We start from the raw sequence: 26265 nt of genomic DNA, 5'->3' as shown, positions 1-26265 counted from the left end.
CGGCCTGCTGCAAACAGCGGCCGGGCATCAGCTCATTTCGCCGCGGCAATGCCGTTGAGCACGGTCATGTCCTCGTCCGACAGCACGGTGTCGGCGGCGAGCAGGTTTTCCTGCAGATGCGCCACCGAGGACGTGCCGGGGATCAACAAGAGATTGGGCGAACGTCGCAACAACCAGGCCAGCGCCACCTGCATCGGGGTGGCACCCAGCCGACTCGCCACCTCGGACAGCGCCGACGACTGCAGCGGGGTAAAGCCGCCCAGCGGGAAGAATGGCACATAGGCAATGCCCGCCTGTGCCAGATCATCGATCAGGGCATCATCTTCCCGATGCGCCAGGTTGTACTGGTTCTGCACGCATACGATCGGCACCAGCTTGCGGCCTTCGGCCACCTGCGCTGCGGTGGCATTGCTCAGCCCGATATGGCGCACCAGGCCCCGGCTTTGCAGCTCCGCCAGCGCCGTCAGCGGCGCCTCGATCGAGCCTTCCGTCGGCCCCATGCCGAACATGATCCGCAGGTTGACCACTTCGAGTACGTCGAGGCCCAGATTTTTACGGTTATCCTCGACCGCCTGCGCCAGGTCGGCAGCGGAAAAGGCTGGCAACCACGAGGCATCGGCTCCGCGTACGGCACCGATCTTGGTCACGATGACCAGATCGTCCGGATAGCTGGGCAGCGCCTCGCGGATCAGCTGGTTGGTAATGTGCGGCCCATAGAAGTCGCTGGTGTCGATATGGTTGATCCCCTGCGCGATCGCTTCGCGCAATACGGCGCGGGCGGCGTCGGGATCGCGCGGTGGCCCGAACACGTGGGGGCCGGCGAGCTGCATTGCACCATAGCCCAGGCGCTTTACGTGACGCTGGCCCAGGGCAAAGGTTCCGGCTGCTGCTAAGTTGGACATGATCATCTCCGTTATTACGCCGCCAAGATAAGGTTTGCCCATTGCCAGAATAATGGGTCACAATCCGCACGGGCTGTCCGACAAGGCGTACAATGAATCCTGATCTCAATGACCTTAAGGCTTTCGCCGCCGTCGTGCGCAATGGCGGCTTTCGCGATGGTGCCCGCGAGACCGGCAAGAGCGCGTCGAGCCTGAGCGACGCCGTCCGCCGGCTCGAGGCCGGCTTGGGCGTGAGGCTGCTCAACCGTACCACTCGCAGCGTCTTGCCCACCGAGGCGGGGCGCGACCTGCTGGCGCGGCTCGAGCCCGCCTTGCAGGAAATCCAAGCGGCCATGGATGTGGTCAATGCCCATCGCGAGCAGCCCATGGGCACGCTGCGGCTCAATGTGCCGGTCAGCGCCACCCGCACTGTCTTGCCCGCCATCATCCCGGCCTTCCTCGCCGCCTATCCCGATATCAGGGTGGAGATCGTCGCCGAGGAAAGTTTCGTCGATATCCTGGCCACCGGCTGCGATGCCGGCATTCGCTATGAGGAACGCCTGGCCCAGGATATGATCGCCGTGCCGATCGGCCCGCGCGTGCAGCGCTTTGCTCTGGGCGCCTCCGCCGCCTATCTCGACCGCCGCGGCCGCCCCGAACACCCCCGCGATCTGCTCAGCCATGCCTGCCTGCAAGGCCGCTTTCCCAGCGGTGTACTGTTCTCCTGGGATTTCGAGCGCGACGGCGAAACAGTGCGCATCGAGCCGCAAGGCCCGCTCATCGTACAGGCCGGCGCCGCGACGGAACTGGCTATCGATGCCGCCATTGCCGGCACCGGCATTGTGGCCCTGTTTGAAGATTGGCTGCGCCCGCATTTCCTCAGCGGCGCGCTTCTGCCGGTGCTCGAGCCCTGGTGGGTCAGCTTTTCCGGACCCTTCCTCTATTATCCCGGCCGTCAGCTGGTGCCCGCACCGCTGCGGGCCTTCGTCGACTTCGTCCGGAAAATGCAACATTCCGCGCCGGCCAAAGGGGAGTAAAACCGCCATGAGTGACAGGATCAGGACGGGCGGGTGCCTCTGCGGCGCCGTGCGCTACCAAGTGTCGGGCGAGCCCTATATTGCCGGCCTGTGCCACTGCACCAAATGCCGCAAGCTGACGGGCTCGGCCTTCTCAGCCACGGCAAATTGGCGCCAGGACCAGTTCACCATGATCGGCAACGTGCAAACCTACGACCGGCGCCAATTCTGCCCCGCCTGCGGCTCGCGCCTGTTCTTCCTGTTCGACGATGGCGTCGAAATCTTCCTCGGCACCCTCGACGACGCCCCCTACGACATCCCGCCTCATCTCGAAGTCTGGACCATCCGCCGCGAACCCTGGCTGCCCCACATCCCCGGCGTCGACCTGCACGAGCACAACCCGCCGCCGCTGTGATTAGCCTAAAGGACGGCCGGGCCGTCGAGGACATCGCTGCCGCCGGGCCGGTAGCTGCTGGCTCCAGAGTTAATACCCCGATTGGACCACATTCCGGTCGATTTCGTAGGCGGGGACATTTTCGGGCTTAGCCAGGCGTCGCCGCTGGCTGGCGGCATTTCGCTCTGCAATGAGTGCTGCTTTAAGTTCGGCTCGTGTGTAGCCAATGTCATTGAGCAGCCGGGGATCGTCTGGGATGTCCCGGATGCCACCATAAAGTTCATACTCTAGTTTGATTTCCTGAATCAGTGCGTGACTCAGCCTTCCGATCAAAGAGGTCATTTCTGCTCTCCGCGTCTGTGGTCGGATCACGCTAGGCCGTTGGTGCCGATCGCTCAAACGAGTATAAGGCAGCTCAGATAACCTGAGGTTGTCCGATGAAGCGCAGCCGTCTACCCCTTACCGCGTTGCGCGCCTTCGAAGCGGCTGGTCGGCACCAGAGCTTCAAGAAGGCGGCCGAAGAATTGGCCGTGTCCGAAGCCGCCATTAGCCGGCAAATCCGGGACCTCGAGGGCCAACTCAGCGGCGCCTTGTTCGAGCGGGGGCATCGCAATGTCCGGCTGACCTCGGGCGGGGCGCGGCTATTGGGGCAACTGACGAAGAGTTTTGATGCCATCGACACGGCCCTGTCCGAACTGCTCGCGCCGCCACGCAAAAAGCGGGTATTCGTCAGCGTCGAACCGACCTTCGCCACGCTGTTTCTGATCCCCCGGCTTGCCGAGTTCACTGTCGCACACCCCGATATTGATGTTCAGATTGAAAGCAGTTCGACGCTCGTGGATCTAAGCGGTGACGATGCTGGCGTCGCCGTTCGCTACAGCCTCACCGACAAGAGCTGGCCACGGTTGGAGGCCCGGCATCTTATCGACAATCTGCTCACGCCCGTGGTCGCTGTCGGGCACCTGGCGATTGAGATAAAATCTCCTTTGGACATTGCAAAAATCCCGCTCCTGCGAGACGAAAACGAAGCGCCATGGCAGCGCTGGCTTGCTATTGCCGGGGTCCAGGTACGCCCGACATGGGGGCCGGTTTTTTCAAACGCCGCGATAGCCCTGCAAAGCGCCCAACTCGGGCATGGCGCCGCCCTTGCTGACCGTCACCTGGCCGATCGCCTCCTCAGTGATGGCCACCTCCGCGCACCGTTCGATCTGGATATTGAGAATGGTGCATATTGGCTGGTGGCACGGAGCTTCGCCAAGCTCACAATGTCGGAGAGGACGTTTTGCGACTGGCTCGTGGCGGCCATGGGCATCTCCGGAAAATCACCAGCCTCCCGCTAAAAGCGGTCAAACGCCGCAAGCGAAAGCCGATACCGGGTTTGCCACTGGCCCAGCGCGTAGGCTCTCTCGCATCGGCGGGTTCTCTGGTTATGCCAAATGGGACGAGCCGATATTGCCGCTCGCTGATCCCCGCCTTGATGAACTTGGCAATCATCGCTACCAAAACGGCATTGCGACCCTGCAGGATAGTGATGCGGTGACCAAAGTTGAGCGGGCTTCATTTGGTCAGTTGCTGCTTTATCCCGGCTTCGTGCGACTGTGGATGGCTGATGGGCTCTCCAATTTCGGGACGTTCATTTTCGGACTGTCGCTGCAGCTCTTGCTGATCCACGTGCTCAGTGCCGACCAGCTGGAGATCGGCTGGGTGCGGTCCGCGCAGTGGCTGCCCTCGCTGTTGTTCGGGCTTTTGGCGGGCGTGGTCGTTGATCGTGTGCAGCGCAAGCAATTGCTGATCGCCACCGATATTGCGAGTTGTGTGCTGCTGCTGGCGATTGCCGGCATGGGCTTGTTGGGAATGCTCTCCCCGTTTGGGGTGGCCGTGCTGGTCTTCCTGCTCGGCACCGCTGCGGTATTGCAGGGTGGGGCGCATCAATCGTTCACCGCCGACCTGCTGCCGCCAAGCCTTCTTGCTTCGGGCAACGTGGCGTTGACCCAGACCTATACCGCAGCGCAGACATTAGGGCCCTTGCTGGCAGGGGTGCTGGCCGGTGTCGTTGGCGCGCCGGTCACCATGCTGATCAACGCTGCTACCTACGCCGCCTCGGCGGTGCTGTTGGCCGGCGTGCCCGGCAGGCAGCCCACCGAGCGCACGGCGCGGTCCTCGCTCGGCGCCGACCTGCGGGAAGGAATTGCCTGGGTCTACCGGCATCCGTTCCTCGCCCCCTATGCGCTTTGCCTGCATGTCTGGTTCATCGGCAATGCTATCGCCGGAACGGTTTACGTCTTCCATGCGACGCGCCTGGGTCTCGATGGGGGCGCCGTCGGGTTGACGCTGGGAATGGCGGGTCTGGCCGGGGTGATCGGGGCGGGGCTCGCGGAACGGACGGCGCGGCTGCTTGGAACGGGCAAGGCCATCCTCTGCTGCGACTTTCTGACCGGGCTCGCCTGGCTGATAGTGGCGGTGACGCCGCAGACGGGCGTCGCACTCTATGCGCTCTGCGCTGCGCAATTCGTCTATGGCATAGGGCTTGGCCTGCGCGGCCCCCTTGAGATGAGTTTCCGCAACGCGGTGACGCCCTCGCGCCTGAGGGGACGGATGAACACGACGATCCGCTCGATAAACTGGGGCCTGATCGCGCTGGCGGCGCCGCTGGGCGGCTGGCTGGCCTTGCAATTCGGCGATCGCGCCGCACTGACAATTGCGGGCACAATAATGGTGGGGACGGGCACAGCCCTGCTACTCTCACGGTTCCGCCACGCCGCCATGCCCACTGACGCACCCGGCTGAAAGCGGCGACCCCCGTCGCAACTCTCTCTCGCCATTCATCAAACCGTCGCCGATTATCGGCTACACGGCCGGCACGGGGCGGTTTGTCGCGTTGTCCACCGGGTGATTTGTGTGCTTGCCCGGGCTCGCCTGCGCGCATATATAGGCCGCCTAAGGGGTGCATTGGAGTTGAGTCTACTGATGTCTTCGGTTGTTGACCTAGTTGAATACCGGCCCAGTGATGACGAGCCGTTCATGAATCCGCGCCAGCGCGAGTATTTCCGGGCTAAGCTGAATACCTGGAAGGACGAGATCCTTCGCGAAAGCCGCGAGACGCTCGCCAATCTTCAGGAAGAAAGCCAAAACCACCCCGATATGGCCGATCGTGCCAGTTCGGAGAGCGATCGCTCGCTGGAACTGCGCACCAGGGACCGCCAGCGCAAGCTGATTTCCAAGATCGATGCCGCGCTCAAGCGCCTTGACGATGGCACCTATGGCTATTGCGAGGAAACCGGCGATCCGATTGGCCTGGCCCGCCTCGATGCCCGCCCGACCGCGACGCTGAGCCTCGAGGCCCAGGAAATGCATGAGCGGCGCGAAAAGGTCTACCGCGACGAATGATCCGATAGCACCACAGAATTAAGGGCCCGCTTGCCACAAGCGGGCCCTTTGTCGTTTCCACATCCATCAGCTCAGAAGCCGAACACGCCGGTGAGGCTGGACTGGCCGTTGCCGTTCTGCACGCAGGAGCCATTGGTGTTCTGGCCGAACTGGAACAGGCCGCAGCTATTGTTGTTGCCATTCTGATGGATCGTGCCGTTGTGGCCATTGCCATTCTGCACGATGACGCCGTTATTGCCCGAGCCGGTCTGGCTGCCGCCAGCGGAATTGCCATTGCCGTGCTGGCTGACATTGGCACCCGTGGCGTTCATCCCCTGAAACAGCGAATAGAGGCCAAGCCCCAGGCCGAGCATCTGCGCCTCATCGGAATTGGTGGGGGCGTAGCTGATGGAAACCTGGCCGGCGGCGGTGGCTGGGGTGGCAATCGCGGCGACGCCGATGGCGGCAGCGACAAGGGCGGCAAGAGTGGTCTTGATGATCTTGGTGGTCATGGCGTCTCTCCTGTTTGTTGTGCGCTGGCTGTTGTCCAGCTGATGGTTTGACTATGCAGGGGAGCGGCTGAACCGATCTGGAGCGCGATATTCACTCGGCGTTCACAGTCCGTGCACCAATTGGGCCAAAGTGCTAACGCAAAGAGGGCCTCAGCGAACTGAAGCCCCTATGGGTGCCGGCGATGCAGTCTTGAGTCAAAGCGTCGTGACAAGGTCCTGATCGCAATCGAGTTTCTGGCCATTGGCCGTCACTTCGAACACCAGATCATATTTGGATCCGGCATTGATCATGACTTTGCCGAGCGACACCTTGTCATGCGCCGCCGCCGAGAAATTGCCGCCCTGGCTGATATTGCTGCTGCCGCCAGAACCCGAGCTTTGTAGCCGGAATTGGTAGGAGCCATTGACCGCTACATCGGTGCGCAGCGCCCCTTCGAGCATGAGCATGCCGTTCTGGGTGGTCGAGGTTATGCCGCACTGCACCGGGCCGGCGCTGGTGGTTTCGGCCTGCCCGCTGGTCACTGCGAAGGCCGCAAGGCCAAGGCCGAACAGGGCAGGAATAACGCCTAAACATTTGTCGAAGCTAAGCATTTCTAAAAATCTCCCGTTCTAGAATGAAGCCGGAAGGGGCTTGCCCTTCCGGCCGAAGGTCATCAAGCATCAGGGGCAGGCCTGGACGAACGCGGTGACATTGCCGGCACCGGCCTGGGCGACATTGGCGCTGCAGCCATTGCCGACCTGTACGCCGGCGGCGACATTGCCATTGCCGTCCTGGGTCAGGATGGCGGTGTGGTTGTCGCCGAACTGGCCGACGCCAGCGGCATTGTTGTTACCGTGCTGCCAGGTGTCGCCATAGTTGTTATTGCCCTGCTGGCCGATGGCGCCGACATTGTTGTGGCCGGACTGATGGCCGACAGCGGAGTTCCAATTGCCGGTCTGGGAAATGCCCAGGCTGTTGTTCCAGCCAGCCTGGTTGCCGCCGGCAGCATTGCCGAAGCCCCACTGATTGACCCAGACGCCAGCGGCCATGGCGGGCGCTGCGGTAACGGCGAGCATTGCGGCGATTGCGGTGGTGATAACGATGCGCTTCATTTGACTTCTCCTGTTTGGCGGCGCTCCCTCCGAGCGCTTCTTGCCGATGACGATTGGTTTAAACAGGCGAGCCGGAACGCTGACTGAACCCCGGATTCAGATTCCGTTCATTCTCAAAAAAGCGCAGCGGTGGGCTTTACCCCAGCGCGATCTCCCGCTCGATGCCGATGGCGTCGAGGAAATCGCGGTCATGGCTGACCACCAGCAAGGCTCCGTCATAGCCGCGCAAACCGGCCTCCACCTGCTCAATGGCGTGGATGTCGAGATGGTTGGTGGGCTCGTCCAGGATCAGCAATTGCGGCGGGTTATTGCCGCCAATGGTGCAGGCCAGTCCGGCGCGCAGCGTCTCGCCACCACTGAGCGTCCCCACCAATTGCAGCGCCGCATCGGCCCGGAACATGAAGCGAGCCAGCGCCGCTCGTCCGGTATTCTCATCCGCATCGGGATTGAGGCGGCGGAAATTGTCGCGAATGCTGAGGGCGGGGTCGAGCAGGCTTACTGTCTGATCGAGCAAGGCATAGGGCACGAGGATACGCACGGCGCCAGCGGTGGGCGGCAGATCGCCCGTCAGCAGCCGCAGCAGCGTCGTCTTGCCCGAGCCATTGGGGCCGGTAATGGCCACGCGTTCCGGCCCGAAAATGCTGAACGAGGCATTTTCGATGATCGGCGCCTCGGCCACCGGCCCGCCGCTCAGGCTATCGACCTGCAACACGGTGCGACCTGCCGGCAGGCCCGAGGGCGTCAGCGTGACGGAGAGCGGGGTCAGGATTTCGATCTGCGATCTGGCCTCACTGGCGGCTTCCGATGCCTCGGCACGCAAGCGGCTGGCCAGCCGCGCATTGCCACCACTGGTATTTTCCGAATTCTCCTTCATGCCGCCCAGCATGATGCGCGGAATGTCGCCCTTGGCCGCCTTGCGCTTGCCTGCGCTGTCCTTGCGCGCCTTCTTTTCGGCGACGGCCTGCAGCTTGCGGTCGACCTCGGCCACTTTCCGCTCGGCCGATGCCAATTGGTGCTCGGCGGAGGCCAGTTCCAGCGCTTTGCGCTCGCTGTAATGGTCCCAATTGCCGCCATAGGTCTTGGCGCCCAGGCTGGTGAGTTCAACGATGGCATCCATTTCGCGCAGCAAAGTGCGATCATGGCTGACCACGATCGCCCCGCCGCGCCAGCGATGCAGCAGGTCGGCTACGGCTTGCCGCCCATCGGCGTCAAGATTATTGGTGGGTTCGTCGAGCAGGATCATGTCGGGCTTGGCGAGGATCAACCGCGCGAGGGCCAGCCGCGTGCGCTGGCCGCCGCTCAGTGTGGATATCAGGCGATTGGTGTCCAGCGCCGGCAGATGCACATCGGCCAGCGCAGTCTCGATGCGGCCGGGTAGCGACCAGTCGGCTTCGCCGGCGTCGTCGGCAGTGCCGAGACCTTGTTCGAGGCGATCCAGCCGCGCGAGTTCACCGGCAATACCCAAATGGCCGGCGACCGTTTCAGCGGGGTCAACCTGTACGGATTGTTCCAGCACGCCCAGCGTGCCGGTCACACTGATCGAGCCGGATGAGGGTGAGACCTCTCCCGTGACCAGGCGGAGCAGGGTGGATTTGCCCGTGCCGTTACGGCCGATCAGCCCCGTTCGTTCATTGCCGAAGCTGAGGTCGAGACCGGTGAAAAGTGGCTGATTGTCAGGTGTGGAGTAGGAGACTTGGTGCAGCGTTATGGAGGCGGGCATGGACAGATTCCGAATGAGCGATGCGGATGAGGCAGTCGGTCATCGAGAATTCCATTGGGTACCGTCCGGTCTGTGCTGCGGGTGGGTTGAAAATAGGCAGGGTGGTGGAGATGTCAAGTTTGGTCGCCTGCCACGACCTCGTCCTTCGACAGGCTCAGGATGAGGTCTACTGGGGATTCGCTGGTTGGGATCCATACCCGTCGCACCATCATTGCCCGGCTTGTCCGGGCAATCCATGTTGCAGCATATGCGGGGCGATGGATCACCCGGACAAGCCGGGTGATGACGATGGTGGGTGGGTCGGGGCCGACGGAAATTGATTCCGCCGCCGCCTCTACCGCTTTGATTCCCCTGCAAAACTACCCCAAGTACCGCTTCTTCAGATGCGCCTTGAAGAAATCCGCATTCAGCGGCTCGCCCGTGGCGCGTGTGATCAGATCAGGCGTCGACCAGCGCGAGCCCTGGCTCCAGATATTGTCCGAGCGCCATTGGTTGACGCCGCTGAAGTCGCCCTTGCGAATATCCTCGCGCACGCCCGGTTGCGCCGTTTCCAACGCTGCCCATTGCTGGGCGGCGATCATGGCGCCCAGCGTATAGCTGGGGAAATAGCCGAAGGCCCCGCCGGGCCAATGCACGTCCTGCATCGGGCCGTCCTTGGGGTCGGCCAGGGTGGAGAGGCCCAGATATTCGGTCATCTTGGCGTCCCAGGCCTCGGGAATCTGGCTGGCCTCGAGCTTGCCGTTGACCAGGTCCTGTTCCAGTTCGTAGCGCAGGATGACGTGAAGCGGATAGGTGACCTCGTCGGCATCGACGCGGATATAGCCGCGCTCGACATAGTTCACCTCGCTCAGGATATCGGCGATATCCCAGCCGGGAATGGCGTCTTCGCCCAGATGCAGATGCACCAGCGGCAGGGCGAATTCCCAGAATTCGGGGCTGCGCGACAGCTGCATTTCCACGAACAGGCTCTGGCTTTCGTGAATGCCCATGCCGCGTGCCTTGCCCAGCGGCCAGTGCGACCACTCCTTGGGCAGGCCCTGCTCGTAGAGCGCGTGACCCGTCTCGTGCAGCACGCCCATCAGCGAGGACAGGAATTCGTCGGTGCGGTAACGCGTGGTCATGCGCACATCGGTGGGCACGCCGCCACAGAAGGGGTGATGCGACACGGCCAGCGAGCCATGGGTGAAATCAAAGCCAACCGCGCGCATGGCGGCAAGGCCAAGCTCGCGCTGCTTTTCAATGGGGTAGGGGCCGTTCAGCGCCTTGCGGGGCCGCTTGGCGAGGCGTTCTTCCTGGGCGGCCAGTGCCTCGGGCACGAAGCCCTTGAGGAAGCTCTTGAGATCGCCGAAGACCAGATCGAGATCGGCCGTGCGATTACCGGGATCGTATTGCTCCATCAGCGCGTCATAGGGCGCCAGCTTCAGTGCCTCGGCGCGCAATTGGGCTTCTTCGCGGACCAGCGCCACGACGCCTTCGAGCGCCGGCAGAAAGCTGTCCCAGTCATTCTTGGCGCGCAATTCGCGCCACAGCTGTTCCGACCTCATGGTGGCAGTGGTGCGGCGCTCGACGAATTCGGTGGGCAGGCAGGTGGCGTTGATATAGCTGCGCCGGAATTCAACCAGCGCCAGCTTCTGGTCTTCCGACTCAACCTCTGTTTCCGCCGCCGCGATCCAGTCGGCGATTTCGGGCGCGGTGGATTGGGCATGATAGAGCCCGGCCAGGTTGGACATGGCCTCGGCCCGCTTTTCCCCGCCGCCAACGGCCATGTGGGTGGCTTCGTCAGCCCCCAGAATGGACAGCGCATGCTCCAGCGCTTCGAGTTTGCGGCCGAGATCGTCGAGTTTGCTGAAGGACATGGGCAGGCTCCAAATTTGCGCCCAGAGGTGTTCCATAGCTCGGCCCTGAGGGCAAGACATGCCCACAAAAGGGGAAGAGGCGCAGCCGGGGAGACTGCGCCTCTGGGGAAGGCCGGATCTGTTCTGGAGCCGGCCAGGCAAGGTCCTTCTGGACCCCGCCGGGAGAGCCCGGCCGCACCATTGGGGGAATGCGCGGCGGGAAACTGGGAGGTGGCGCTGCCTAGAAAGGCAGGATGGCGTCCATCACCTGCTGGCCGTAGCGGGGCTGCTGGACATCGGTGATCTGGCCGCGGCCGCCGTAGGAGATGCGGGCTTCGGCGATCTTGGCCGAGGGGATGGTGTTGTTGGCGCGGATATCGGAGGGGCGCACGATGCCGGTGACGATCAGGTCGCGGACTTCGAAATTCACCCGCACTTCCTGGCGGCCTTCGATGACCAGATTGCCATTGGGCAGGATCTGGGTGACCACGGCCGCAACCGAGGTTTCCAGGCTTTCCGAGCGGTTGACCGAGCCCGCGCCCTTATTGGCCATGCCTGAGGTGAAGTCGACGGCAGCGGAAGGATCGATGACGCCGGCCGAAACGTCCTTGATGGCAGTGCCCAGGATACCCCCCATGCCGGCGCTATTGGTGGCGCTGCGGCTGGAATTGGTGGCGTTGTCGATCTGGGCGCTGTCATTGATGGTCACGACGATGGTCAGGATGTCGCCGATGCGGTGGGCGCGCTCATCCTTGAAGAAGCCGCGGGCCGAGGTGCGGTAAAGCGAATTGGCCTGGTAGGTGTCGGCAATGGCTTCGGGCATCGGCATGCGCACCGGCTGATAGCCGGCCACGGTCGTGGGGTCCTCGATGGCGGTCAGCACCGGGGCCTTGCCCACATTGGCGAGGCGATCTGTGGTGGTGCAGGCGACGAGCGAGCCGGTGAGCAGCAGCAGGGCGGAGAGTTTGACGAGCAGCATTTTGGGGCTCCTGAGCTTAGAGGCCGGCAATTGAAAAGGGGGCGGCGCTGACTTCGACGGCGCCGGCGGCAATGGCGGTGGCGTTGATGACGCGCTTGGAGATGAGGTTGAGCACTTGCACCGGCCCGCCGGTGGCGGCGCTGGTAATGGCCTGGCCCTTGACGGTCAGCGTCATAGGGCCCTTGCGGAAATAGATGGTGACCAGCTGGTTTTTGGCGATCAGCTGGGGGATGGCGACGTCGGATGGCTTGAGCATCATGCCCTCACGGGTCTGGCGGGTCAGGGCCATGCCCACCAGCTGGTTGAGCTGGGCAATGCCGGCTGTTTCGGCAAAGCGCAGCGCCACCGGACGCATCTCGATATCATCAGCCGACAGCACGGCGCCGGCGGGCAGGTTGGCCTTGAGATGGGGCGCCGCGATCATCAGTTCGATCGTGCCGGCAACATCGAGCGGCTGGGCTTCGCCGGCAATCGCGAAGCGGGCGGTGAAGGCGCCCGTACCCGGCAGGTAGCGCAGGCTGATAATGCTGGCGGGTTCGGCCACCGGCTCGGCGTCGAACGGGGCGATCCGCGTGTTGAACAGCATGTCGGCCGTCATGCCATCGGTGATGATGCCGCGCTGGCGCAGATCAGCGGTAATCACAGCGGTGAGGCTTGCTTCATCCACGACGCTGCTGGCGCGGGTCACGCGGCTGGCGGTGGCGCCGCTGCTGTCGAAGCCGGTGATGCCCACGCGTGCGGCGGCGGCGGTGATGTCGGCCAGCGGCACCAGTCCGCTGGTGCCCGGCTTGGGCGAGCGGAACAGGGGCTGCTCGGCGTCGATCCCGGCCTGCTCGAACATGTCGCCCACGGTGACCACCGCGGCCGAAACGACGATGTCGGTCTTGAGTACGGGCGCGGCAAAGGCGGTACCGATCAGCAATGTGGTGGCGAGAGCGGCAAGCAATGTGCGGGTCATCTAGGCTCTCCCTTAGCGAAGTTGGCTGGTGGCCTGCATCATCGTGTCGGCGCCCGAGATGATGCGGGCATTCATCTCGTAAGCGCGCTGGGCGGCGATGAGGTCGGCGATTTCGGTGACCGAATTAACATTGGCCATTTCGAGATAGTTCTGCAGCAGATTGCCCGTGCCATCCCGATTGGGCAGTTCCACCTGGGCCGGGCCACTGGCGGCGGTTTCGGTGAAGAGGTTATCGCCCAGCGATTCCAGGCCCGATTTGTTGACGAAGCGGGCGAGCTGGAGCTGGCCCAGTTCGGTCGGGTTGGTGTCATTGTTGAGATAGGCTTCGACCACGCCATCGGCCGAGATCGACACCGAGGTGGCGGTTCCCGGAATGGTGATATTGGGCTCGATGGCATAACCGCTCGAATTGACCAGCGTGCCCTCGGCGCTGCGTTCGAACGAGCCGTCGCGGGTGTAGCCGGTGCGGCCATCGGGCATGGTGACCATGAAAAAGCCCTCGCCGCGAATGGCGATGTCGAGTTCGCGTTCGGTCATGCTCACACTGCCCTGGCTCATCACGCGGGGGGTGGAGACGGTGCGCACGCCCGAGCCGATCTCGAGGCCGGCCGGCAGCATGGTGCCCTGGTCCGAGGTTTGCGAACCGGCGCGGGTGATCTGCTGGTAGAGCAGATCCTGGAATTCGGCGCGCTGGCGCTTGTAGCCAGTGGTGCGCATGTTGGCGATATTGTTGGAGATGACTTCGACGTTGCGTTCCTGAGCGCTCATGCCGGTCGATGCGATGTAGAGGGCTTTCATGGCTTTTCCTCAGGACTTAAGCGTTGGCATCGCCGAGACGCTGAATGGCCGAGCGGCGGAGCTCGTCCTGTTTCTGCGTCAACGAGGCGATGGATTCATAGGAGCGGGTGACGCGGATCATTTCGGCCATTTCGGACACGCCCGACACGTTGGAGCGTTCGACAAAGCCCTGCATGGTGCGAGTATTGGTGGCGGCTACGGGCGTGCCGCCGGCATAGAGATTGGCGCCTTCGCGGGTCAGGTCCTGCACATTGGCGAATTCGACCAGGCGTAGCCGGTCCTTGGGGCCGGCGCTGGAACTGACCGAGCCGTCGGCGGCAATCTCGATGCCGCTTTCCTCGGGACCGAACTGGATCGGACCGCCTTCGCCGAGCACCGGATTGCCGTTGAGGTCGACTAGCGTGCCGTTATTGCTGATCTGGAAGGAGCCGGACTTGGTCCAGCGTTCGCCGGCGCCGGTCTGCACGGCGAAGAAGCCTTCGCCGTTGAGCGCGACATCGAGCTCGTTGCCGGTCTGCACCATGGCGCCGCCCGACATGTCATGCATCGTCGCCCAGTCCTGCACATAGGAGAGCGGCTGGTCGCGGGTCTGGAAATCCTGGTCGCGGGCGACCGGCATGATGTATTCTTCAAACAGCAGGTTCTCGGCCTTGAAGCCGGTAGTGTTGATGTTGGCCATATTGTTGGCCACCACATCCATCTGCCGCTGTAGCGCGATCTGCCTGCTGAGGCTGATCAGTTGCGCGTTTCCGATCATCGCTGATCCCCGGTGTTAACGTCCCCGAAGCCGCCGACTTCCCCAAGCCTTGGCCTCGCCGTTTACACTGCAGAAACCATGCCAAGTCGGAAAATTTAATAAAATCAGATGGATAGGATTTCGGTGGGCTTAGCCTTGCCGGGTTAGTCTTTTCCCTTGCGGCAAAAGCTGCCCGGCAAATTTTGCCGCTTTGCGTGTGTTTGTAACCAATCGTTAACCATCCGGCGCTTAGCTGGACGCACAGCCGGAATCGTCCGGAATTCCTCGTGTTTGGCAGGTTGGCATGGTCGCTGAAGCAGAAGCCGGTGAAGGCGCCGCCCGCAAGAAGGGAATTCCCAGGCTCTTTCTCATTATCGGGGCCGCTGCTGTGGTCGTGCTGCTGGGCGGGGCGGGCCTTTATTATTTCCTCTCATCGGGAAGCTCTGCCGAAGGCGCGGCCGATGGCCATGGCGCCACTGCTGCCGCCGCGACGCCGACCTTCATCTTCAATCTGCCTCCCATGACGGTCAATCTCAGCAATGAGGCTGGCGGGGAATCCTTCATGCGGCTCACCATTGCTCTGGAAGTGGCCAATCAGGAGGTGATGACCGCGATTCAGCCGAGCCTTGCCAAGGTGACCGATGCATTCCAGGTCTATCTGCGCGAGCTGCGCAAGAGCGATCTGGAAGGCTCCGCCGGCATCTATCGCCTCAAGGAAGAGCTGACGCGCCGCGTTAATGTCGCGATCTATCCGCAACGCGTCGAGAGCATCCTGTTCAAGGAAATTCTGGTGCAGTGATGGCTGGACCAACCGATCAAGACAAGCTGTCGGAAAACTGGGGCCTCGACGCCGCCGGCAAATCCGAGGAAGCGCGCGCCGCCGAAGCCGCTGCCGAATGGGCGGCGATGATCGAGGGCGCCGCGGGCGACGGGGAAGACAGCGGCGACCGCGTCCTCAACCAGGACGAAATCGACAGCCTGCTCGGGTTCGATGCCAGCGTAGGCAGTAATGTCGAGCTGACGGGCGTGCAGGCGCTGATCAATTCGGCGCTGGTCAGCTACGAGCGCCTGCCCATGCTCGAAATCGTCTTCGACCGCCTGGTGCGGCTGACGACGACTTCGCTGCGCAATTTCACCTCGGACAATGTCGAAGTCACGCTCGACTCGATCTCCTCCGTCCGCTTCGGCGATTATCTCAATTCCATCCCGCTGCCGGCCATTCTGTCGGTAATCAGGGCCGAGGAATGGGAGAATTACGGGCTGCTGACCGTCGATTCCTCCCTGATCTATTCGATGATCGACGTGCTGCTAGGCGGCCGTCGCGTCGGGGGCAATATCCGCGTCGAGGGTCGGCCATATACGACCATCGAACTGGCGCTCGCGCGGCGAATGATCGAAGTTATTCTCGACGACACCCACCGCGCGTTCGAACCGGTGACGCAGGTCAATTTCAAGCTCGAGCGCATGGAAACCAATCCGCGCTTTGCCGCGATTTCCCGGCCGGGCAATGCCGCCATCCTGATCGAGCTTAGGATCGAGATGGACGATCGCGGCGGTAAGATCGAAATCCTGCTGCCCTACGCCACCATCGAGCCGATCCGCGAGCAGCTGCTGCAGATGTTCATGGGCGAAAAATTCGGCCGCGACCCGATCTGGGAAGGCCATCTGGCCACCGAAATCTATTCGGCCGATGTCGAGATCGAGGCTGTGCTGCATGAGCAGGAATTGCCCTTGTCGCGTGTGCTCAACCTCAAGACCGGCGACATGGTGATGTTCGAGCGCACGCCGAGCGATCCGGTGCGCCTGCGCTGCGGCGATGTGGAGCTCACCGAGGCTATTATGGGCCATATCGGCAATCATGTTTCGGTGCGGGTTACCCGCCCGCTCAATCCTCCCAAGGTCACCATGGCGGCCTTTGAGGAACTCGACGACACAGTGGAAGGACGATGATGTTCGGTTTGCCCCTCGGGATTTTCGTGGAAGGCGCGGTTGCCGTACTTCTGGCTCTGACCATCGGCTATTGCATGGTCCTCAACCAGCGCCTCAAGCGGCTGCATGCCGACAAGGATGTGATGCGCCAGATGGTGGCGGATCTGGTGGGCGCCACCAATCTCGCCAATCAGGCGATCAAGGAACTCAAGCAGACCGCGGTGGAAGCCGATCTGGCGCTCAATTCCCGCCTTGAGGAAGCCGAGCGCTTCGGTATCGAACTCGCCAATCACGTCACCTCCGGCACCGCCGTGCTGGAGCGCATCGCCAAGATCACCAGCGTTGCCCGGCAGAGCCAGGTCCCCGAGCCAGTGGAGCAGCCCAACAAGGTGCAGTCGGCGCTGGAACAGCTCTCCTCCCGCGTTCGCAATCGCGGGGTTGCCGCGTGAAAACGGTTCGCCTGCTTCCTGTCGTGGTCATGGCAGTTGCGGCCCTCCTGGTGTTCAAGACCATCGGTCTGGTTACCAATGGCGGCTATGTGCTTACTGGCGTGACCGCCGCACGGGCGGCAGGCGCCAGCGGCGGCGAAGCTGCGCCGGGCCCTGAGGGCGAAACCACTCTCGACGATTCCGCACCGACACTGTTCGATACGGCTCCAACTTTAGGGGCCTCCGAGACAGCAGCGGGCGGTCATGGCGAGCCGGCGCCGGCCGAAAGTCCCGCGGCCGATCATGCCACGCCGGCATCCGCGACATCGGGCGACAATTGCGTCGCCGTCGATGCCGAGTTGAAGGAAAACGGTTCGGTGACCACGACTGCCCCGGCTGCCGCCGCCGGCCATGGCGAGGCCGCGCCCGCCGAAGGCGCCGCCGCGGACCCCGGGACCAGCAGCTTTGTGGATTCCATGGCGCTGGATTGTTTCCCCTCCGGCGACGCGGTGCCGATGCAGGTCGATGCCAGCGGCGTGCCCGTGCCCATGACCAATGTGCAGGGCGGCTCGGCCACGCAGGACAGCATTCTGCAATCGCTGGCAGCGCGCCGCACGGAACTCGAAGCCTACGAGAAAGACCTGGCCCTGCGCGCTTCCTTGGTCGACGCCGCCGAAAAGCGCGTGGCCGAGCGGCAGACGACGCTGGAGGCGCTGGAAGCGCAGATTTCCGCGCTGGTCGATCAGCGCCAGGAAATGGAAGCCGGGCAATTTGCCGGCATCGTGGCCATGTACGAGACCATGAAGCCGCGCGACGCCGCCAATATCTTCAATGCTTTGGACATGGATGTGCTGCTGCGCGTCGCCAAGACCATGAACCCGCGCAAGATGTCGCCCATCCTTGCGGCCATGGATGCCGCCCGGGCGCAGGAACTCACCGTGCGCATGGCGGCGCTGGCCGACCAGCCAGCCGCCGAGATGACGCCGGACGACCTGGCGGCGCTGCCGCAGATCGTGGGACAATAGGGCTTTGTCCCTATTGGAGTAAGCCGCCGTTAAGCCCGGCACGCTATGGGTTAGGCACAAGAGTTTGTGTAACCCACGTGTTTTCAAATTCCCGGCAAGAATAGCCGGCGGAGAAGACGCGTCAGAGTGCTCGGGGTAGCGGCCGGTGAAGACCGCAATACTTGCAACCTGGCAGAAGGCCAGGCGTGCGTTGGCAATATGTGCGGCGGTGACGCTTTGCGCTGTTGCGCCCGCTTTTGCCCAGGAGCAGGGCCAACTCTACGTGACCCAGGAAGACGGCTATGGCCGGCTGATCCTGAGTTTCCCCGGCTTAGATCGCCTGCCCAGCTACAAGATGCGCATCGAAAACGGCGTGCTCTCGATCGAGTTCGGTGAGCAGGTTTCGATGATCCTGCCCGATGTCGGCACCACCATGTCCGATTATCTGTCGGTGGCCCGTGTCGATCCGGATGGGCGCGGCCTGCGCATGGGCTTGCGCAAGGCCTTCAATTTCAACCGCATCGAGGCCGGCGAAAAGCTGTTTATCGATCTGCTGCCCACCACCTGGCAGGGCATGCCCCCGGCTCTGCCGCAGGAGGTGGTGGACGATTTGGCCGAACGGGCGCGGCTGGCGGCCATTCGCGCCGAGCGGGAGCGCAAGGCGGCCGATGCCGAAGCGCTGAAGCCGGAAGCGGATGTCCGCATCGGCCGCAATCCCACTTTCCTGCGCCTGCAATTTGATTGGACCGTGCCAACCACGGCGGAATATGTGCAGGATGGACAGACGGGCCATATCGCCTTCGAGTGGCCGGTCGGCGTCGATATGCGTGGCCTTTTGGCTGATCTTCCCGCCGAAATTGTCGGGGTCGACAGCGCCGTCACGCCCGATGGCGCCAATGTCACCCTGCAACTGGCTGAGGGCGTGACGCCTCGTTTTTACCAGAATTCGTCGCGGCAATTCGTGCTCGATATCGATATTGCGGGGCAGGCTCTGCCCAGCTTCCAAGCGGCCGAACTAGCCGAGGCCGTCAAGATTCCGGCCAGCGCCGGTCCAGCCGGGGAGGTGGGTGGCGCCCCCCGCATTGGCGCCTTGCAGGCCGAGACGCCGGGCGCCACGGTAAAACCCTTCGTTAATGTGGTGGGCTCGACCATCCGCGTCGTGTTCCCGTTCGAGCAGGATACGCCTGCCGCGGTGTTCCGGCGCGGTGATACCGTCTGGATGATTTTCGACACCACGGCCGGCATTGCCTCGCCGGCCCAGTCGGACGAGCTTGATGCACTGGCCGATGAATTCTCGGTGGTCGCCGCCGGCGATACGCAGGTGGTGCGGGTCAATCTCAACCAGGATCGCTTGGCCAGCCTTGGCTCGGAAGGCATGGCCTGGGTGCTGTCGCTGGGCGACACCGTGCTGACCCCGACCGAGCCGATCCAGCTCAGCCGCCGCCGCGATGTCGAAGGCTCGTTCGAGATCACCGCCAATATCGCCCGACCAGCCAAGGTGCATGATTTCCGCGATCCAGATGTGGGCGACATGCTCAAGGTGGTCACCGCCTATCCGCCGGCACGGGGCATCACCCGCGCGCTGGACTATGTCGATTTCTCCGCGCTGCGCAGCGTGCATGGCCTCGTGATCAAGCCGGAAACCGAAGGCCTCGCCATGGCCATCGACAACGATCTGGCTGTCATCTCGACGCCGGGCGGGTTGACCGTTTCGGCACTCGATGGTCCGCGGAGCATTGGCGGCGCTGCTGCGGGGGAGGGTGCACGCGGCAGTTTTGTCGATCTGGCTCGGCTCGAGCAGCCCGATCCCAAGGCCTTTGCTACCCAGCGCGATGCTTTGCTGGCGACTGCCGCCGAGGCCGACGGCGCGCAGCGCGACGTGGCTCGGCTCGATCTGGCGCAATATTATCTGGCCAACCAGTTGTCCTATGAGGCGATCGGCGTGCTGCGCGTGCTCGAAAGCCAGCTGCAATCCATGGCGCTGACCCGCAAGCTGCGGATGAGCCTGGCCATCGCCGATACCATGGCGCACCGCCCCAAGGAGGCCCTGGCCATCCTCAACACCTCGGCCATGGCGCAGGAGGTCGATGGCCTGTTCTGGCGCACCATTGCCCGCGCCGATGCCTATGATTTCAAGGGCGCCAAGCTGGACGCCCTCGAAGCGGCCAGCGTGGCCGGCTCCTACCCCGCTTGGGCGCGCAATCGCTTCTATTTCGCCGCCATGCGGGCGGCCGTCGAAACCGGCGACAGCGCCGTGGCCGAACGCTTTCTCAGCCAGGTGGATTTCGCCAGCCTCGATGCCGAGGACAGCAGCCTCTATCACCTGATGTCGGGCCGGATCGACGAGGCCAATGGCCGGGTCGACGAGGCCATCGACACCTATGGCCAGGTCATCGCCGCCGATATCCGCCCCACCCGCGCCGAAGCGGTCTATCGCACGCTATACCTCCTCGATCAGGCGGGGCGGCTGGATTTGGCCAAGGCCTCGCAGACGCTGGCGGCGGAGGCCCTGCTATGGCGCGGCAATCCGCTCGAAGCCGATATGCAGAAGCTGTTGGCCGAGTTCTACTTCCGCGAGGGCGACTACCGGCTCGGCTTTGAAGTGGTGAAGCAGGCAGTCGGCACCTATCCCGACGGCGCCTCGACCAATGCGATGCGCGACGAAGCGCAGGCCGAGTTCGGCGCGTTGTTCCTAGATGGCAAGGCCGATACGCTGGGACCGGTCGAAGCGCTCAGCCTTTACTACGACTTCCGTCATCTCACTCCGCCCGGCCGCCGTGGCGACGAGATGATCCGCAATCTGGCGCGCCGGCTGGTGCGGGTTGACCTGCTGCCCCAGGCCGCCGAATTGCTCGAATACCAGCTCGACAATCGCCTGCGCGGCGTGGCCAAGACGCAGGTCGCCACCGATCTTGCCGTGATCTACGTCGCCGATCGCAAGCCGCAGGATGCCCTGCGGGTGCTCAATGCGACCCAATTGCCGGGCCTGCCGGAATCCCTGGTGCGTCAGCGCCGGCTGCTCGAGGCCCGGGCCATGATCGATCTGGGCCGCGACGTGCTGGCGCTCGACATGATGCGCGACATGGATGGGCGCGACGTGAGCCTGTTGCGCGTCGATGCCCATTGGAAATCCAAGCGCTATGTCGAGGCTAGCGAAATGCTGGAGGCGCTTTATTCCGAGCCCAACCAGACCGACCCGCTAGGCCAGCCCGAGCGCATGAGCGTTATCAAGGCGGCGGTGGGCTATGTCATGGCCAATGACACGCTGGGCCTCTCCCGCCTGCGCTCCAAATTCGCCGATCGCATGGTCACTTCGCCGGAATGGCCGATGTTCGACTACGTCACTGGGCCGATCCAGGTCGATAGCCTCGAATTCAAGAAGGTGGCGAGCCAGGTATCGGGGACTGATGGCCTCAACGCCTTCCTTGCCGCCTATCGCCAGACCTATGGCGGCGAGGACGCCCTGGCGCCGCTCTCCGCCAGCCAGCCCGATGCAGGATTGGCGGCGCTTTAACTGCTGACAAAACTTCGCACCAGCGAACCGGCCACCAGGTACCAGCCGTCCACCAGCACGAAAAAGATCAGCTTGAACGGCAGCGAGATCACCACCGGGGGCAGCATCATCATGCCCATGGACATCAGCACCGACGCCACCACCATGTCGATGACCACGAAGGGCAGGAACAGCAAGAAGCCGATTTCGAAAGCGCGGCGCAGCTCCGAAATCATGAAGGCGGGCACCAGCAATTGCAGCGGGATCGCTTCGGGCTCCGCCGGCGGTTCGGCATTGGTCAGGTCGAAAAACAGCTGCAGATCCTGCTCGCGCACATTGGCGCGCATGAAGGCGTGCAGCGGTGCCGATCCCGCCTCGAAGGCTTCGGCAACCTCGATCTGACCCGCCAGCAAAGGCGCGATGCCCTGATCATAGGTCTGTTGCAGCGTGGGCTGCATGACGAACAGCGTCAGGAACAGCGCCAGCGACACCATCACCGAATTGGGCGGCGCGGTTTGCAGGCCAATGGCCGTGCGCAGCAGCGACAGCACCACCACGATACGGGTGAAGCTGGTGACCATCACCAGGATCGAGGGGGCCAGCGACAACAGCGTGATCAGCCCGATGAGCTGGACGGCTCGCTCGGTCAGCGTCGCTTCGTCGCCGAAATCGATCGACAGGTTTTGCGCATAGGCCAGGCTCGGCAGCGCCAGCAGGGCAAAAGCGGCAAGGCCGGCGACAACGATCAGACGTCGCGCACGGCGCGGCAATGGGTCAGTTCCGGTTGGCCGTGCTATCGCCGTCGACAAGATCAGTGCCTTCCACGTCCTGCTGTGCACTGTCTTCTTTAGCTGAGTCGGCGGGTCGCGAAGCCGGTTTGTCGGAGTTTCCCGCCTTTACTATGGGTTCGGCAGGTTCCACCGACCGCATCAGCCCGGTCTGCCGCAAGGAGCGGGGCCCGCGGGGCTTGTCGGCCAATTGCTCGACCACTGCGACGGGTGCGACAGTGGGCGCGACCACCGGCTCTGGCGCCACGGCTTTGGGGGCAGGGGCCGCCGGCTGCACCGGCTTGCGGCCCAGCATCGGCACGGGCCGGCGGCTGGCCAGCGCGGTTTCATCGACCGCGATGCCGGTTTCGATCACCACGTCCTGCGGCCCGCCAATCAGCACCAGGTGCTCAACATTGTCGCGCCGCACGATGAGCAATTGCCGCTTCTGGTCGATAGCGAGGCTATCGATGACGGACAGCCGCCGATTGCGCCCGCGCGCCACATTGCCGGTGGCGCCGTACAGCAGCTTGAGCAGCCACACGGCCAGCACGATGAGCACCAGCACGATGCCGAGCGCAAAGACCACCGTGAGGATGGAGTTTTCCGTACCGCCGAACAGGCTGGTGATGAATTGCATGATGGCTCCCAGAACGTGCCGACCCGAATCCGGACGGTATAAGCGGCATATATTGCCTATTTGGCGACGGCAATTTGCAAATTGCGAGGCAGGTGCCGGTATTGCAGGGGTTAATTAACACTTGATTAACCATGACCCGGCAAGATTTGCCCATCGCGCATTATCAGAAGACTCGCGGGGGTATCGGCCAATGGGCCTTATGGACATGCCGGTTTTTGCCGCGCTCACCGACAAGATGCGCTGGCATCAGGCCCGTCAAGGCCTGCTTGCCGAAAACGTTGCCAATGCGGAAACGCCCAATTATCGCGGCCGCGATCTGGCGCAATATGATTTTGCCGACCAGATGAGCGGTTTCTCCTCCGCCAACGTCACCACGCTCGCCACCCAGCCGATGCATTTTTCTGTGTCCAGCAGCGAAGGCGGGGCCTTTGGCGCCCAGCGCATGGCCAATTTCGAAATCACGCCGGAGGGGAATGGCGTCTCCCTCGAAGACGAGATGATGAAGGTGACCACCAACATGATGGACTACCAGGCCGCCACCACGGTCTACCAGAAGTCGATCAAGATCCTCAAAACCGCGCTTGGCCGCTCGGCCTAGGAGCCTCAGACATGGATTTCAATTCCTCGCTCCGCATTGCCGCCACCGGCCTGCACGCCCAGACGGCCCGCATGCGCGTCATCGCCGAAAACATCGCCAATGCCGACTCGGCCGGCAAGGCGCCCGGTGAGGAACCCTATCGCCGCCGCGTCCCGACCTTTCAGGCTCAGTATGATGCCGAAGTGGGGGGCAAGGTCGTCGAAGTGGGGCGCCTGGCCTATGACATGAGCGATTTCACCAGCCGCTACGAGCCCGGCCATCCGGCCGCCGATGCCAGCGGCTATGTGCAATATCCCAACGTCAACACGCTGATCGAAACGATGGATATGCGCGAAGCCCAGCGCACCTATGAAGCCAATCTCAACGTCGTCACCGTCACCCGGCAGATGCTGGGCCGCACGCTCGATATTCTGCGCGGCTAAGCGCGACAAGGATAAGCCAGATGGTCACCACCCCGTTCAATGCCGCCGCCGCTGCCTATGGCAATGCCAGCCGCCTGATCAACCAGGCTGCCAAGCCCACCACCGATCTCAGTGCCGCCGCTGGCGGCTCGGGCAACAATTTCGCCAGCATGCTGGCCCAACAGGTGCAGGGCGTGATGGATGCCGGTAAGACGTCGGACGCCATGGCGCTGGACATGGTCAATGGCAAGGCCAATGTGGTGGATATGGTCACCGCCCTCAGCCAGACCGAATTGGCCATCGAAAGCATGGTCACGGTACGCGATCGGGTGATCTCGGCTTATGAAGAAATCATGCGGATGCCGATCTGACACTGACCCCCGCGCGGGAATGACGCGAGGGGAGTAGACTGGGCGCGTGGGCGACGATTCGCCCGACAGGACCTGCAATGACCGGCGCCGAAGTTCTCGATATTTCCACCGATGGCATCTGGACACTGATCATCGTCGCTGCGCCGATGATGATCGTTGGCCTGCTGGTCGGCGTGGTCATCGCCCTGTTCCAGGCGCTGACGCAGATCCAGGAACAGACCCTGGTCTTCGTGCCCAAGATCATCGCCATTTTCATCACCATGCTGATTACCCTGCCATTCCTCGGCGCCACAATGGGCGGCTATATGAACCGGGTGATCGACATGATCATCGTGGGCGGCTGATGATCACGATCGGGCTGGATTGGCTGCCCAATACCGCCTTTGTCTATCTGCTGCTGTTTTCCCGCATCGGCGCCATTTTGATGCTGATGCCCGCGCTGGGCGAAACCATGATCCCGGCGCGGATGCGGTTGGCTTTCGCGCTGGCCTTTACGTTGGTGGTCTATCCGCTATTGGCGCCCAACCTGCCTACTATGCCGGTTGATTTCATGGGCATTATCGGGCTGATCTTTCACGAACTGGCCATCGGGCTGATGCTGGGCGCCATTGCCCGCATCACCGTCATGGCGACGCAAGTGGCCGGCGCAGTTATAGCCTTCCAGTCCGGGTTGAGCGCCGCCCTGGCCGCCGACCCGACTCAGGCGGGTGTACAGGGCGCGGTGTTTGGCAGTTTTCTGTCCTTCCTCGGTGTCACGCTGATCTTCGCCACCGATCTGCATCACGTCGCCTTGGCCGCCACCTATGACAGCTATGTGGTGTTCGGCGTCGATGCGCCCCTGATGTTCGATGACGCCGCGCAATTGGCGCTGCGCACTGTCGCCAGCGCTTTTTCCATCGGCATCCAGATGTCCGCGCCGTTCATCGTTTTCGGCCTGGTCTTCAACCTGGGCGCCGGCATTCTCGCCCGCCTGATGCCGGCGCTGCAGGTGTTTTTCCTGCTGATGCCGGCCAATGTGATGGTCGGGCTCATTCTTTTTGCCCTGCTGCTGACCATGATGATGGGTTGGTACATCACCGGCTTTGAGAACCATCTGGCGATGTGGAGGGGCTAAATGTCAGACGAAGCCCCCGAGCAAGCCAGTAAAACCGAGGATCCCTCCCAGAAAAAGCTGGAGGACGCCCATCAAAAGGGTGATGTCGCCAAGAGCCAGGAGGTGACCACCTGGTTCATGCTGCTCGGTTCGGCCACCATCTTTGCCATGATGGCGCCCTCGACCAGCGCCAGCCTGATGGAATCGCTCAAGGTGGTGATGACCAATGCCGATCAGTTCGAGCTGGGCGGGTCGGGCTTTGCGGTGTTCTTCAATGGCTTGGCGCTGGCGCTGCTCGGCACCATTCTCGTGCCGCTGGCCATCCTGACGTTTTGCGGGGTGGCCGCCAATCTCATCCAGCATCGGCCCCTGATCTCGACCGAACCGATTACCCCGAAATTCTCCAAGATTTCCCCGCTCGCCGGCTTCAAGCGGCTGTTTTCGACGGAATCCCTGGTCAATTTCGGCAAGGGCCTGCTCAAGATCTGCATCGTGGGCACGGTGCTGTTCTATGTCGTGTGGCCCGAGCGCGACCGCCTCGACACCATGATGACGGCCGACCCGCTCATCATCCTGGCCGATTTCCAGGAGATCGGCCTCAAGATTTTCGGCGCAACGCTTGCCGTGCTGACCATCATCGCCTTGGCCGATTACATCTATGTCCGCCAGAAATGGTGGAAGCGGCAGATGATGACGGTGCAGGAAACCCGCGACGAATATAAGCAGATGGAAGGCGATCCCAAGATCAAGGGCCGCATCCGCCAGATGCGGCAGGATCGCGCCCGCAAGCGCATGATGGCCTCGGTGCCCGACGCGACCGTGGTGATCACCAACCCGACCCACTTTGCCGTGGCCCTTAAATACGACCGTTCGATGGGCGCCCCGCAATGCGTCGCCAAGGGCGCCGATGCAGTGGCCCTGCGCATCCGCGAAGTGGCCAAGGAAAATGACGTACCCATCGTCGAAAATCCCCCACTGGCCCGCGCGCTGTTTGCCAGCGTCGATATCGACGACGTCATCCCGGGCGAACATTTCCAGGCCGTCGCCGAAGTCATCGGCTTCGTGATGCGCCTCAAGAAACCCGGCGGCTGGAAGGCGGGGTAGGGCGCCAACGAAGCGGCGGCGCCTTACAAGCCTATCCTCTCCACCGCTCTCCCTCCGGCTCGACCCGAGGGCCGCTCACCGCTTGCGCCGAACCAGACGTGTGGCGCTTTTCACGCCGGTGTTTATAACTTTGTTCACCCTCCCAACGGG

The 26265-nt window shown here is 63.0% G+C and carries 29 protein-coding genes; 16 read left to right on the top strand and 13 right to left on the bottom strand.

The window, feature by feature from the left end; translation table 11 throughout:
• Window positions 1-32: 32 nt before the first annotated feature.
• On the bottom strand, window positions 33-902 hold the full coding sequence (locus ACI3KW_RS04590) for an aldo/keto reductase family oxidoreductase (RefSeq protein WP_404847111.1): 870 nt from the start codon (window positions 900-902) through the stop codon (window positions 33-35).
• A 92-nt stretch (window positions 903-994) separates the two neighbouring features.
• Between ACI3KW_RS04590 and ACI3KW_RS04585 the strand changes: the two genes are divergently transcribed.
• Window positions 995-1918 carry a LysR family transcriptional regulator gene (locus ACI3KW_RS04585; RefSeq protein ID WP_404847110.1) on the top strand — a complete coding sequence of 308 codons (924 nt, stop codon included), beginning with the start codon at window positions 995-997 and terminating at the stop codon, window positions 1916-1918.
• A 7-nt stretch (window positions 1919-1925) separates the two neighbouring features.
• A complete protein-coding gene (locus ACI3KW_RS04580) occupies window positions 1926-2312 on the top strand; it encodes a GFA family protein (protein WP_404847109.1) in 387 nt (128 codons plus the stop codon).
• 69 nt (window positions 2313-2381) lie between these two features.
• Here the strand turns inward: ACI3KW_RS04580 and ACI3KW_RS04575 are convergent, their stop codons facing one another.
• Window positions 2382-2633 carry a hypothetical protein gene (locus ACI3KW_RS04575; RefSeq protein ID WP_404847108.1) on the bottom strand — a complete coding sequence of 84 codons (252 nt, stop codon included), beginning with the start codon at window positions 2631-2633 and terminating at the stop codon, window positions 2382-2384.
• A 95-nt stretch (window positions 2634-2728) separates the two neighbouring features.
• Here ACI3KW_RS04575 and ACI3KW_RS04570 point away from each other — a divergent pair, with 95 nt between their 5' ends.
• The 3 genes from ACI3KW_RS04570 (at window position 2729) to dksA (ending at window position 5678) form a co-directional block, all read left to right on the top strand.
• Complete coding sequence (locus ACI3KW_RS04570; RefSeq protein WP_404847107.1) at window positions 2729-3631, top strand: LysR substrate-binding domain-containing protein; 903 nt, start codon at window positions 2729-2731, stop codon at window positions 3629-3631.
• A 112-nt stretch (window positions 3632-3743) separates the two neighbouring features.
• Window positions 3744-5078 carry an MFS transporter gene (locus ACI3KW_RS04565; protein WP_404847106.1) on the top strand — a complete coding sequence of 445 codons (1335 nt, stop codon included), beginning with the start codon at window positions 3744-3746 and terminating at the stop codon, window positions 5076-5078.
• A 180-nt stretch (window positions 5079-5258) separates the two neighbouring features.
• Window positions 5259-5678, top strand: coding sequence for an RNA polymerase-binding protein DksA (gene dksA / locus ACI3KW_RS04560; protein ID WP_113121149.1), 420 nt, complete (start codon window positions 5259-5261; stop codon window positions 5676-5678).
• Window positions 5679-5749: 71 nt separating this feature from the next.
• On the opposite strand, the gene ACI3KW_RS04555 is transcribed toward dksA, so the two are convergent.
• From ACI3KW_RS04555 to flgF, 9 genes are all read right to left on the bottom strand, one after another.
• Window positions 5750-6169 (bottom strand): curlin, encoded by a 420-nt coding sequence (locus ACI3KW_RS04555; protein WP_262166981.1) that lies wholly within the window; start codon window positions 6167-6169, stop codon window positions 5750-5752.
• A 195-nt stretch (window positions 6170-6364) separates the two neighbouring features.
• On the bottom strand, window positions 6365-6760 hold the full coding sequence (csgH, locus tag ACI3KW_RS04550; protein WP_404847105.1) for a curli-like amyloid fiber formation chaperone CsgH: 396 nt from the start codon (window positions 6758-6760) through the stop codon (window positions 6365-6367).
• Window positions 6761-6829: 69 nt separating this feature from the next.
• Window positions 6830-7261, bottom strand: coding sequence for a curlin (locus tag ACI3KW_RS04545; protein ID WP_404847104.1), 432 nt, complete (start codon window positions 7259-7261; stop codon window positions 6830-6832).
• A gap of 136 nt (window positions 7262-7397) precedes the next feature.
• The gene (locus ACI3KW_RS04540) at window positions 7398-8981 is read right to left on the bottom strand and encodes an ABC-F family ATP-binding cassette domain-containing protein (protein ID WP_404847103.1); all 1584 of its coding nucleotides are present in this window, start codon (window positions 8979-8981) and stop codon (window positions 7398-7400) included.
• 359 nt (window positions 8982-9340) lie between these two features.
• A complete protein-coding gene (locus ACI3KW_RS04535) occupies window positions 9341-10837 on the bottom strand; it encodes a carboxypeptidase M32 (protein WP_404847102.1) in 1497 nt (498 codons plus the stop codon).
• Between the two features lie 220 nt (window positions 10838-11057).
• Complete coding sequence (flgH, locus tag ACI3KW_RS04530) at window positions 11058-11795, bottom strand: flagellar basal body L-ring protein FlgH (protein ID WP_404847101.1); 738 nt, start codon at window positions 11793-11795, stop codon at window positions 11058-11060.
• 16 nt (window positions 11796-11811) lie between these two features.
• Window positions 11812-12753: a flagellar basal body P-ring formation chaperone FlgA gene (gene flgA, locus ACI3KW_RS04525; protein ID WP_404847100.1), complete on the bottom strand. Its 942-nt coding sequence runs from the start codon at window positions 12751-12753 to the stop codon at window positions 11812-11814.
• A gap of 12 nt (window positions 12754-12765) precedes the next feature.
• The gene (gene flgG / locus ACI3KW_RS04520; RefSeq protein ID WP_404847099.1) at window positions 12766-13551 is read right to left on the bottom strand and encodes a flagellar basal-body rod protein FlgG; all 786 of its coding nucleotides are present in this window, start codon (window positions 13549-13551) and stop codon (window positions 12766-12768) included.
• A 16-nt stretch (window positions 13552-13567) separates the two neighbouring features.
• Window positions 13568-14308: a flagellar basal-body rod protein FlgF gene (flgF, locus tag ACI3KW_RS04515; protein WP_315974497.1), complete on the bottom strand. Its 741-nt coding sequence runs from the start codon at window positions 14306-14308 to the stop codon at window positions 13568-13570.
• 283 nt (window positions 14309-14591) lie between these two features.
• On the opposite strand from flgF, the gene ACI3KW_RS04510 reads away from it, so the two are divergent.
• The 5 genes from ACI3KW_RS04510 (at window position 14592) to ACI3KW_RS04490 (ending at window position 21162) form a co-directional block, all read left to right on the top strand.
• Window positions 14592-15086: a flagellar basal body-associated FliL family protein gene (locus tag ACI3KW_RS04510; RefSeq protein ID WP_113121156.1), complete on the top strand. Its 495-nt coding sequence runs from the start codon at window positions 14592-14594 to the stop codon at window positions 15084-15086.
• A complete protein-coding gene (fliM, locus tag ACI3KW_RS04505; protein ID WP_113121157.1) occupies window positions 15086-16237 on the top strand; it encodes a flagellar motor switch protein FliM in 1152 nt (383 codons plus the stop codon). Before ACI3KW_RS04510 ends, fliM begins: the two co-directional genes overlap by 1 nt.
• Window positions 16237-16665: a DUF6468 domain-containing protein gene (locus tag ACI3KW_RS04500; RefSeq protein ID WP_162740160.1), complete on the top strand. Its 429-nt coding sequence runs from the start codon at window positions 16237-16239 to the stop codon at window positions 16663-16665. The genes fliM and ACI3KW_RS04500 overlap by 1 nt, the downstream gene beginning before the upstream one ends.
• Window positions 16662-17669, top strand: a complete 1008-nt coding sequence (locus tag ACI3KW_RS04495; protein WP_404847098.1) for a MotE family protein — start codon at window positions 16662-16664, stop codon at window positions 17667-17669. The genes ACI3KW_RS04500 and ACI3KW_RS04495 overlap by 4 nt, the downstream gene beginning before the upstream one ends.
• A 145-nt stretch (window positions 17670-17814) precedes the next feature.
• Window positions 17815-21162 carry a tetratricopeptide repeat protein gene (locus ACI3KW_RS04490; protein WP_404847097.1) on the top strand — a complete coding sequence of 1116 codons (3348 nt, stop codon included), beginning with the start codon at window positions 17815-17817 and terminating at the stop codon, window positions 21160-21162.
• Here ACI3KW_RS04490 and fliP read toward each other — a convergent pair.
• Window positions 21159-21911: a flagellar type III secretion system pore protein FliP gene (fliP, locus tag ACI3KW_RS04485; protein ID WP_113121161.1), complete on the bottom strand. Its 753-nt coding sequence runs from the start codon at window positions 21909-21911 to the stop codon at window positions 21159-21161. The genes ACI3KW_RS04490 and fliP overlap by 4 nt on opposite strands.
• A 4-nt stretch (window positions 21912-21915) precedes the next feature.
• On the bottom strand, window positions 21916-22548 hold the full coding sequence (locus tag ACI3KW_RS04480) for a flagellar biosynthetic protein FliO (RefSeq protein ID WP_404847096.1): 633 nt from the start codon (window positions 22546-22548) through the stop codon (window positions 21916-21918).
• Between the two features lie 190 nt (window positions 22549-22738).
• Here ACI3KW_RS04480 and flgB point away from each other — a divergent pair, with 190 nt between their 5' ends.
• From flgB to flhB, 6 genes are all read left to right on the top strand, one after another.
• The gene (flgB, locus tag ACI3KW_RS04475) at window positions 22739-23146 is read left to right on the top strand and encodes a flagellar basal body rod protein FlgB (RefSeq protein ID WP_404847095.1); all 408 of its coding nucleotides are present in this window, start codon (window positions 22739-22741) and stop codon (window positions 23144-23146) included.
• 11 nt (window positions 23147-23157) lie between these two features.
• Window positions 23158-23568 carry a flagellar basal body rod protein FlgC gene (gene flgC / locus ACI3KW_RS04470; protein WP_262167009.1) on the top strand — a complete coding sequence of 137 codons (411 nt, stop codon included), beginning with the start codon at window positions 23158-23160 and terminating at the stop codon, window positions 23566-23568.
• A gap of 20 nt (window positions 23569-23588) precedes the next feature.
• A complete protein-coding gene (locus ACI3KW_RS04465) occupies window positions 23589-23918 on the top strand; it encodes a flagellar hook-basal body complex protein FliE (RefSeq protein WP_404847094.1) in 330 nt (109 codons plus the stop codon).
• Between the two features lie 77 nt (window positions 23919-23995).
• A complete protein-coding gene (gene fliQ / locus ACI3KW_RS04460; protein WP_035098915.1) occupies window positions 23996-24262 on the top strand; it encodes a flagellar biosynthesis protein FliQ in 267 nt (88 codons plus the stop codon).
• Window positions 24262-25032, top strand: coding sequence for a flagellar biosynthetic protein FliR (gene fliR / locus ACI3KW_RS04455; RefSeq protein ID WP_404847093.1), 771 nt, complete (start codon window positions 24262-24264; stop codon window positions 25030-25032). Before fliQ ends, fliR begins: the two co-directional genes overlap by 1 nt.
• A complete protein-coding gene (flhB, locus tag ACI3KW_RS04450; RefSeq protein WP_262167014.1) occupies window positions 25033-26115 on the top strand; it encodes a flagellar biosynthesis protein FlhB in 1083 nt (360 codons plus the stop codon).
• Window positions 26116-26265: the final 150 nt, after the last annotated feature.

This window comes from Devosia sp. ZW T5_3 (genome assembly GCF_044987315.1).
GTDB lineage: Bacteria > Pseudomonadota > Alphaproteobacteria > Rhizobiales > Devosiaceae > Devosia.
The sequence above is the reverse complement of the archived record's forward strand: the minus strand, read 5'-3'. Positions and strand labels throughout refer to the sequence as shown.

Excerpts from the sequence above, each read along its gene's own strand:
- fliR (WP_404847093.1), top strand. The coding sequence starts at position 24,262 with ATGATCACGATCGGGCTGGATTGGCTGCCCAATACCGCCTTTGTCTAT.
- flgH (WP_404847101.1), bottom strand. The coding sequence starts at position 11,795 with ATGCTGCTCGTCAAACTCTCCGCCCTGCTGCTGCTCACCGGCTCGCTC.
- fliQ (WP_035098915.1), top strand. The coding sequence starts at position 23,996 with ATGACCGGCGCCGAAGTTCTCGATATTTCCACCGATGGCATCTGGACA.
- ACI3KW_RS04465 (WP_404847094.1), top strand. The coding sequence starts at position 23,589 with ATGGTCACCACCCCGTTCAATGCCGCCGCCGCTGCCTATGGCAATGCC.
- ACI3KW_RS04535 (WP_404847102.1), bottom strand. The coding sequence starts at position 10,837 with ATGTCCTTCAGCAAACTCGACGATCTCGGCCGCAAACTCGAAGCGCTG.
- csgH (WP_404847105.1), bottom strand. The coding sequence starts at position 6,760 with ATGCTTAGCTTCGACAAATGTTTAGGCGTTATTCCTGCCCTGTTCGGC.
- ACI3KW_RS04555 (WP_262166981.1), bottom strand. The coding sequence starts at position 6,169 with ATGACCACCAAGATCATCAAGACCACTCTTGCCGCCCTTGTCGCTGCC.
- ACI3KW_RS04590 (WP_404847111.1), bottom strand. The coding sequence starts at position 902 with ATGTCCAACTTAGCAGCAGCCGGAACCTTTGCCCTGGGCCAGCGTCAC.
- fliM (WP_113121157.1), top strand. The coding sequence starts at position 15,086 with ATGGCTGGACCAACCGATCAAGACAAGCTGTCGGAAAACTGGGGCCTC.
- ACI3KW_RS04545 (WP_404847104.1), bottom strand. The coding sequence starts at position 7,261 with ATGAAGCGCATCGTTATCACCACCGCAATCGCCGCAATGCTCGCCGTT.
- ACI3KW_RS04580 (WP_404847109.1), top strand. The coding sequence starts at position 1,926 with ATGAGTGACAGGATCAGGACGGGCGGGTGCCTCTGCGGCGCCGTGCGC.
- flgC (WP_262167009.1), top strand. The coding sequence starts at position 23,158 with ATGGATTTCAATTCCTCGCTCCGCATTGCCGCCACCGGCCTGCACGCC.
- ACI3KW_RS04480 (WP_404847096.1), bottom strand. The coding sequence starts at position 22,548 with ATGCAATTCATCACCAGCCTGTTCGGCGGTACGGAAAACTCCATCCTC.
- ACI3KW_RS04500 (WP_162740160.1), top strand. The coding sequence starts at position 16,237 with ATGTTCGGTTTGCCCCTCGGGATTTTCGTGGAAGGCGCGGTTGCCGTA.
- flgG (WP_404847099.1), bottom strand. The coding sequence starts at position 13,551 with ATGAAAGCCCTCTACATCGCATCGACCGGCATGAGCGCTCAGGAACGC.
- ACI3KW_RS04575 (WP_404847108.1), bottom strand. The coding sequence starts at position 2,633 with ATGACCTCTTTGATCGGAAGGCTGAGTCACGCACTGATTCAGGAAATC.
- flhB (WP_262167014.1), top strand. The coding sequence starts at position 25,033 with ATGTCAGACGAAGCCCCCGAGCAAGCCAGTAAAACCGAGGATCCCTCC.
- flgB (WP_404847095.1), top strand. The coding sequence starts at position 22,739 with ATGGGCCTTATGGACATGCCGGTTTTTGCCGCGCTCACCGACAAGATG.
- ACI3KW_RS04510 (WP_113121156.1), top strand. The coding sequence starts at position 14,592 with ATGGTCGCTGAAGCAGAAGCCGGTGAAGGCGCCGCCCGCAAGAAGGGA.
- flgA (WP_404847100.1), bottom strand. The coding sequence starts at position 12,753 with ATGACCCGCACATTGCTTGCCGCTCTCGCCACCACATTGCTGATCGGT.
- dksA (WP_113121149.1), top strand. The coding sequence starts at position 5,259 with ATGTCTTCGGTTGTTGACCTAGTTGAATACCGGCCCAGTGATGACGAG.
- ACI3KW_RS04570 (WP_404847107.1), top strand. The coding sequence starts at position 2,729 with ATGAAGCGCAGCCGTCTACCCCTTACCGCGTTGCGCGCCTTCGAAGCG.
- ACI3KW_RS04540 (WP_404847103.1), bottom strand. The coding sequence starts at position 8,981 with ATGCCCGCCTCCATAACGCTGCACCAAGTCTCCTACTCCACACCTGAC.
- ACI3KW_RS04585 (WP_404847110.1), top strand. The coding sequence starts at position 995 with ATGAATCCTGATCTCAATGACCTTAAGGCTTTCGCCGCCGTCGTGCGC.
- flgF (WP_315974497.1), bottom strand. The coding sequence starts at position 14,308 with ATGATCGGAAACGCGCAACTGATCAGCCTCAGCAGGCAGATCGCGCTA.